Genomic DNA, 5,848 nt, shown 5'->3' with positions numbered 1-5,848 from the left:
TCCTATCCCTTCCCATCTTATCCTATCATACTTAATCTTAGCAAGAGGACTAGCTTGTATTTTAGTTAAGGCAAATTTAATCTTATTGCCTTTAGGTATAGAAAGTACAGGATAGCCTTTATTACTTACTCCTATTAAGCCCATTTGATAAACGGAATATTTATTATTGATTTTATGCTTTGAATAAGTATAAGGAAATACCAAAGCAACTTTAGTACAAGGTCCTCCAGCTACTGGAGGATTTAAACATCCACTTATACTAGCTCCTTGTATTTCATCGTGTAACATAATAGGAACATTATTATATTTTATTCTTTTAGCCTTTTTTGCTTTTAAATTGACTTTACCTCCATGTAAACATAATAAAGTATTATCTTCCAATATAGGATGCAAACAAGAAGTATCAAGAGTTGCATTAATATCTTCTATTCTAGGAATAGTTATCTTTCTTTTTCTAGCCATGAAAAGCCTTATGAGATTTGAGAATGTTTTCTAATTGCTCATCTTTAGCATAAAGAAATTTTTCTTCTAAGGAGCAATCAAAGTTTAAAGGAAAAGGTTTTAAGGTATTTTTACTTAAAAATTTTTCCCAAAGCATAGAATTTTCCTCTGAAGACAAATTCCAAAAATCATCTTTATTGTTATAAACATAATCTTGATAATCTATAAAATTTACAAAATTAATATTTGTATCTTTTTGTTTAGAGAGTAAACCTTGTATATTTTCTTCTTCGACTTTTTTTGGGATTTTGTTGTAATTGATAAGATAATGATTAAGTCTATCTTCATTTAACTCTTGATTATCAAGTTCTTTTAAAAACTCTTTAGAATAGTAATTTAAAAAATAATTATTCGCATATTTTTCTATATGTTTTTTAAAACTTCTTTTATAAATAAGTGTATTTTGGGTGGCAGGATAAGATTTAAAAGCATTATCTTTAGAATTTAATATATAGTTATAACCCGAAAAAAAATAAGAAAAATCCATAAAAGCATAATCAGCGCTGATGCCTTTACAAAGATCTAAAAACATATTTTGAAGTTCTAAAATAATTTTTTCATTTTTGCTTAAATTTAATTCTTTTTCTAGTTGCTCTTGATTTTTTGGGATAAAAGTATGACTGATTCTATGATTATAATTATCAACTAGATATTTTAAGCTTTCATCACTGAAATTAAAAGTTAAATTAAGCGAAGAGTTAAAATAAACATCATATTTATTGAAATAGGGTGCTAAGTTGTCTTTATCTATAAAAGCATTGATTTGATTTTGAGAAAAATTTTCTCCTTTTTCATCCCAAAAAGGAAAATTAGGAGAAAGATTTTTAAGTGCTCCTATTTCGCTTAAATCATTTTCTTGATAATATCTATGTAAAATATATTTGCTTTTATCTAAACATAGCCTATCGTAAATTTGGAGATAATTTGAAGGTAGAAAATCGCACCATTCATCATTTCCATGTAAATTTATGCCTTCAAATTTATCGATACTAAAATAAGCTTTAAGTTTCTGCATGGCTTTTAAAGTATCATTTAAATGTTTGTTATAAAAACTACCTTTATTAGCTTGTTTAAATTCAAACCAATCTTGAGAATTTAAACGATTCCCTTTTAAACTCCAAGCATCAAGATATTTTTCATCGCTAAAGGTTTTTGTAGAAAAAAGGTAAAAACTTACTTGATTAGCGCTTATATTTTGTTTCATTTTAATTCCTGAAGGTGTTTGAGGTGTTTTTATTGCTATTTTTAAAAACCTTTTTCAAATTCTTGTGAAATAAATTTTTATTTTTCACTATTTTCCTTTTTGTTGCCTAAACTATGAATTTTTTCACACCATTTATTAAAATGTCGGCATTTTAATCTTATATTATCTATGCCTATTTCTTTAGCGATTCTTCCACCGTGCAAGATTTTATTATAGCTTGGAAAAGATAAAATCTTTTTTAATCTATTTGAAGGACTTGTTTCTTTACTATTATTAATAAATTCTGGATTATCGAATTCTTTGACAATGTCTTCTAGTTTATAAATAAGTTTTTTATTCCATTCAGCATCTGCTTTAATTATTTTTGTAATATCACTAAAAAGCAAACTTTCAAATTCATGTGGCTGTATATAGCTAAAAAAATTATTTGTATCGCATTGTTGTTTAATGATTTTATCAAATTCTTCTTGTATTTTTTCAACGTGTTCATATATATTTTTATTACATTGTTTTTCTTTTAAAAATCTATTATCCAATCCATAGTAATCAAACATTGTTGTCATAAAAGCTTGTGAATCTTGTTTTAATTTTTTAACGATAAAATTAACAACCCTATCATACGCAAGTCCTCCACCTTTATGTCCTTTAGATGTAGGTATTATAAGTGGAGTAAGATAAACATTAGAGTTATAAAAATACGATCCTAAAATTTCATTTATAAATTTTTCCTCACTTTGTCCTTCGCAAATCACATAACATCTTGTAATCATTATTTTGGTCTCCCGCCTATAAGATTACTTGCCCAAATTTCTCCAAGTGTATAGTCTTCAAGCCAAGCTTCTAATTTTTCATCATCCATTCTTGTAAAAGTAGATTCATCGTTTTCTTTATCTACTACTATAATATCTTGCGCTTCAAAATGGTTTATCAGTTCTACAGATTGTGAAGAAATAATGAGTTGCTTTTCTTTAGCCACTCTCTTAATAATTTCACTTAAAACCTTTAATGCATAAGGATGTAGTCCCAATTCCGGTTCATCAATAATAATCGTTCCCGACATCAACTCAAAAGGCTGAAGCAATAAAGTAGCTAAACATATAAATCTTAAAGTCCCATCAGAAAGCATATGGGATTTAAAAGGAGTATTAGGATTATTTTTATGATACCATTCTAATTGTATATTTTCATTATTTCTAAAAATAAATCCTCCAAAGAAAGGGGCGATATCTTGTATAGTCGTTAAAATTTGTTCATAGTGATTATTGTGATTATCATGAAGCATTTTAAGATAAGCTGCTATATTTTGTGCGTCTTCTTTAAATATAAGATTGTCATTTGCATCACACATTCCCTTCATCTTGGCTGTATCGCTTGTATCATGAAAATGATAAAGTTTCCATTTTTTGATTTCATTTAGAACATGTTGTGCTACTTTTTTAGAATAACTTCGTTCTATTATATCTGAAAGATTACTTTCTAGTTGATTACTTCCTATAGGTTCTTTATAGTCTTTATAGTCTCCATCAAAGAAAATATATTCATTTAATATCATAAGCTTATTTTCACTCGTTGGAACAAAGGTAGCATAATAACCATTTTTGCCAAAAGCAAATTCAAGATATATATTTTCAGTCTTTTTTCTGCCAAAATGTAAAAAATTATCAGGTCCTTTATCTTGTGTAAAAAATTGCAAATTTTTATTAAATAAAGCATTAAGCATTTTAAATACTGAAATAAAATTACTTTTGCCCGAACCATTTGCACCTATTAAAATATTTAATTTTTTAAGCTCAAATTTGGATAAATCTTTTATGGATTTATATCCTTTGATTGTTATTTTATCTAACATCTTTATCCTTTTGCAATTCCAGAATTTTTTTGCAATTCTTGGTTTTGGTTAAAAATTTCTTCTAATTTTTCTTCATAATTTAAGTCAAATCTTTTTATCACTATTTTATTGGGTGCTACACCTTTGATATGATGTAAATACATTTCTTTAAATACTGTTTTTATGCTTCTGTGTAAATGTTTATGATAAATAAAGCCATTTCTTGAACCTTGATCTCCAGCTTCTTCTGAAAAATTTCTCAAACGAGAAGTGCCAACATCTGATACTTTATACCAATTTTTATCTTTTGACCTTAAAACCTCTTTTACTGTATTTTTTTTCTTTGCCTTTGTCTCTTCATCAAATTCCTTCACCTTGTCTTTATTTTTTATTAATGCTTCATGTTCTTGAAGAGTCAATGCGCTTCCTGAAAGATTTTCTGTTAATTGTGTATAGTTATTGCATATGAAAAAATAATCAAGTTCATATTCTCTAGCAAGTTTTAATTCAAAGCTGATTTGTTCTGTCAAGCTTTGAACTTGGACATTTTTAACCTCTACCAAACTAGGAATATCATTGATGATCACTAAAAAATCAGGTATGGTGTGATTAAAACTATGAAGATTGAAATTAGCATCAATTTTTCTTTGATTGCTCAAATAGCGTGTAGATCTTTTCTTAAAAAGTAAAGAGGTGATGTATTCTCCCGCATCTCCTATAACACTGGGTGTGATTTTTTTATTCTTATTTTTTTCAAGATCTATTTTTATTTTTTCACATTTTTTAATTTCTTTATTTTGTTTTTTTATCAAACTTTCTTTAGTTTTTTTAGAAATTTCTGATGGCTCAAGTTTTTCCAACATTTTAAGTTTTAATTTGGCAGTTTTTATAAGATCTTCTATTTGTTTTTCTTTTCCACCATAAGCAGCAAAGGTTGTTTTGTTATTAAGCATTTCTTTAAATTCTTCAGGTGTTTGAAACTTAAAATCATCTGGATTATTTATTTGAGCTATTTTTCTTTGAAAAGTAAGAGTTTTTTGCTTACAATTTGCTAATTCTAAAATCACAAAGCTACTATTTAAAATAGGAACAGGATCAAATTCAAAATCTTTATTATCATCTTCAGGAAGTAATCTAGGTATAAGACACCATTGTGGGTTATCACCACCATAAAAATCTTCTAAAGTTCCTTGTTCTATTTTTGCGACACCATTTTTTATAGGAATTTTTTTTATACAATTACCTTTTTTTGTATAAACATCATAAAATATATCATAGTCATAATTTTTTCTTACAAATTTTCCAATAGGAGTAGCCTTATTGTCCAACTTATCAAATTCTTTATTAATATCTTCGCTAGTGTTAAGTCCAAGCTGTGCGATTTTCTCTTCTTTTTCTTGGTTGGTTTTTTTTAGATATTTTTGGGAGTTATCTTTGTTAAATTGCAGGATTTCTTCTTGTGGATTTTGATCGTTTTGAATTTTTTCTACCTCTAAATGCTCTTTCACAGGTGCATAAAAAGCAATATAACCACCGATAATATCTACACTTTCAAATTCTTTAATATAAAATTTAACATCATGAAATTTAATTTTCAAGAAAAAATCCTCCTTTTTATTATTTTTTTATCTTTCTTCTTTCTTCATACATTTTAATTTGTTCTGGTTCTTCCAAGCTTGTATCAATATTGTATTCTTTAACCAATTGTTCCCAAGTCTTAGCACCTGCTTTTTTTAAGATTGTTTTATTTTTATTTATCCCAAAAGAAATAGCCCTATCTAATGGAGTATTAGGTTTAAAATAATTAATTTTATCATCTTTAGTTTTATTGATAGTGCAATTAGCAGCATTGACATCAGCTCCATATTTGATCAAAATTTCCAAACAAGTTCCAATAGGTTTTTCCTCAGATCTTGCAGCTATATGTAAAAGGGTTTTTCCTGCATCGATATAACTATGTTCATGTTCTGTTTTAATATTTCTCATATTTACATCAGCGCCAAATTGTAAAGCCACTTCTAAAGAATTTACAGACTCAGGATCGCCAAGCAATATCCAAGAATGCAAAGGGGTGGCACCTTTTTCATCATAAACTTCAAATTTACATCCTTTTTTAAAAAAATAATCAATCATTTTTTTATTTTTTCCACCCACTCCAATATAATCAGTAAGGGCATTATTTCCTAAACACTCATCATCAGCTTTAAGTCCTAAACTCTCAAAATACTCCATCATTTCAAAACTTTGACTCTTATCATAAGCAATCCCTGCCCAAGCTAAAGTAGAACTAGGATTAAAAAAAGGTATAGGATGAT

General features: G+C 27.3%; 5 protein-coding genes and 1 pseudogene. All 6 read right to left on the bottom strand.

The features are described 5' to 3' along the window. Positions 1-462, bottom strand: a pseudogene (locus AJN64_RS02515) (hypothetical protein); the annotation flags it as partial. Beyond that, positions 455-1,705 (bottom strand): hypothetical protein, encoded by a 1,251-nt coding sequence (locus tag AJN64_RS02510; protein ID WP_070292627.1) that lies wholly within the window; start codon positions 1,703-1,705, stop codon positions 455-457. The gene AJN64_RS02510 and the pseudogene AJN64_RS02515, both read right to left, overlap by 8 nt. 77 nt (positions 1,706-1,782) lie before the next feature. Next, entirely contained in the window at positions 1,783-2,475 is a 693-nt protein-coding gene (locus tag AJN64_RS02505; protein ID WP_070292626.1) for a DUF4276 family protein, read from the bottom strand. Next, positions 2,475-3,554, bottom strand: coding sequence for an AAA family ATPase (locus AJN64_RS02500; protein WP_070292625.1), 1,080 nt, complete (start codon positions 3,552-3,554; stop codon positions 2,475-2,477). The genes AJN64_RS02505 and AJN64_RS02500 overlap by 1 nt, the downstream gene beginning before the upstream one ends. A gap of 2 nt (positions 3,555-3,556) precedes the next feature. Then, positions 3,557-5,131 (bottom strand): putative toxin, encoded by a 1,575-nt coding sequence (locus AJN64_RS02495; protein ID WP_070292624.1) that lies wholly within the window; start codon positions 5,129-5,131, stop codon positions 3,557-3,559. A 19-nt stretch (positions 5,132-5,150) separates the two neighbouring features. Continuing rightward, positions 5,151-5,848 (bottom strand): ankyrin repeat domain-containing protein (locus AJN64_RS02490; RefSeq protein WP_148122985.1); only part of this gene is annotated, 698 nt, incomplete at its 5' end.

Origin of the sequence: Campylobacter sp. BCW_4332 (genome assembly GCF_001763175.1) — a bacterium.
In the GTDB taxonomy this organism is placed as follows: Bacteria; Campylobacterota; Campylobacteria; order Campylobacterales; family Campylobacteraceae; genus Campylobacter_D; species Campylobacter_D jejuni.
This window is presented reverse-complemented; position numbering and strand designations above follow the sequence as displayed.

What these genes read in the sequence shown, in the direction of transcription:
- AJN64_RS02500 (WP_070292625.1), bottom strand. Translation starts at nt 3,554, where the DNA reads ATGTTAGATAAAATAACAATCAAAGGATATAAATCCATAAAAGATTTA.
- AJN64_RS02505 (WP_070292626.1), bottom strand. Translation starts at nt 2,475, where the DNA reads ATGATTACAAGATGTTATGTGATTTGCGAAGGACAAAGTGAGGAAAAA.
- AJN64_RS02510 (WP_070292627.1), bottom strand. Translation starts at nt 1,705, where the DNA reads ATGAAACAAAATATAAGCGCTAATCAAGTAAGTTTTTACCTTTTTTCT.